Origin of the sequence: Collinsella sp. AF38-3AC (assembly GCF_003474365.1) — a bacterium.
In the GTDB taxonomy this organism is placed as follows: Bacteria; Actinomycetota; Coriobacteriia; order Coriobacteriales; family Coriobacteriaceae; genus Collinsella.
Map to the genome: position 1 here is coordinate 1 of NZ_QROM01000041.1, position 1,547 is coordinate 1,547.

1 protein-coding gene is annotated in these 1,547 nt (G+C 66.6%); it reads left to right on the forward strand.

Annotated elements, in window-relative coordinates; genetic code table 11:
• Nucleotides 1–289: 289 nt before the first annotated feature.
• A complete protein-coding gene (locus tag DW029_RS11085) occupies nucleotides 290–1,432 on the forward strand; it encodes an IS110 family transposase (protein ID WP_117735289.1) in 1,143 nt (380 codons plus the stop codon).
• The last annotated feature ends 115 nt before the right edge of the window (nucleotides 1,433–1,547 follow it).

Here is a 1,547-nt window from a genome sequence, read left to right on the forward strand (position 1 = left end):
CCCATTACAGTCTGAAATAGGCCATCGATAAATTTCGATGGCGAGCATTCGGCGCATTGCCTACGATACGGGCAAGCCCCGAGGGGCCGCCGATCGGGCGCCTCCGGATGGCCGTCTGCCCCTGCCCCGTAGAGGGCCCGGGGGGTGTTGCCACCGGGGGCGCTCGCCGCTCCGGACGACTGATAGGAAACTGCCGGGCGCAAGCGCCACGGCCAGGTAATGTGGGTGTCGCGGGGAGGGGTTCCGATCGGCCTACCGATTGGAGGATACCACCGTGGCACCAATTAGAATGCCGGAAGCCGTCATCGGGCTCGATGTCGGGAAATCGTCCCACTGGGCATGCGTCGCGACTCGAGATGGCGAGGTGCTGTTGAGCACCCCCGTCGCGAACAGGGAGGACGACCTGGACTCGCTGTTCGGCCGCTTCCCCGATGCGCTCGTGGTCGTCGACCAGTCGCGCAACATAGGCGCCCTCGCGCTCGCCCGCGCCAGGGCGGCCGGGATGTCGGCGGCGTACCTGCCGGGACTCGCGGCGCACGGGGCCGCCAGGCTCTTCGCCGGCGACGCCAAGACCGACGAGCGAGACGCGATGGTCATCGCGAAGACGGCGCTTGGCATCCCCGACGCGCTCCTGCCGGTCGGAGACCCAGGTCCGACAATTGCGGCGGCGAGGGCGCTGGCCGCCCAGAGGAACTTCCTGACCTGCGAGAACACTAGGAATAAGAACCGGCTGCGCAGCATCCTGCTGGAATCGTGCCCCGCCTTCGAGGCACTGGTCGACCTGTCCGACGGGTGCCAGCTGAGGCTCATGGCATCCCTCGGCGGGGCCTGGTCGGTAGCCGACGCCGGGCCCCGCAGGGCGGCGGCGCTCACGCGTGGGGCGGCGCGCGGTAAGATCGAGGCCCTCGTCCGCTCGACAACCTCCTCGACAAGGCCGGATGCGTCGGTCGTCGCCGCCGAGGACCGGGCGGTGAAACTGCTCGCGCGCAGGATATCCGAGAACTCGGCGGAGATCGAGGCGATCACGGCGGAGATCTCCGCCCTGCTCGAGGGCGACGATACCTACCGATGCCTCCTGACGGTGCCGGGCATCGGGCCCAAAACCGCTTCCGAGCTTGCGATCTCCATCGACATCGAAGACTTCCCCAGTCACGACAGGCTCGCGTCGTACTGCGGCTTGGCGCCGCGCAACCGCCAGTCGGGAACCTCGATCTCCTCGGTGACGGCATCGCGCCAAGGCAACAAGAGGCTGAAGAACCTGCTCATATTCTCATGCAACTGCCTTACCCGGACAGAGGGGAGATGGGGCGACTACTACACCAGGTGCCGAGAGCGGGGCATGTCGCACGGCAAGGCGCTCAAGGCGCTGGCGCGAAAGAGACTGAAGGTCATCTACGCGGTCATGCGAGACAGGGTGCCTTACGCAGCCTAGCCGAAACGCACCGAGCAGACTGAAGCCCACCGGCCTAATGGCTTGGCGTCAGCATGCCGCGATCCGGTCGCACGGAGAGCATTTCCCAGTTGACAAAACTATAGGAACACCCCCC

What these genes read in the sequence shown, in the direction of transcription:
- DW029_RS11085 (WP_117735289.1), top strand. Translation starts at nt 290, where the DNA reads ATGCCGGAAGCCGTCATCGGGCTCGATGTCGGGAAATCGTCCCACTGG.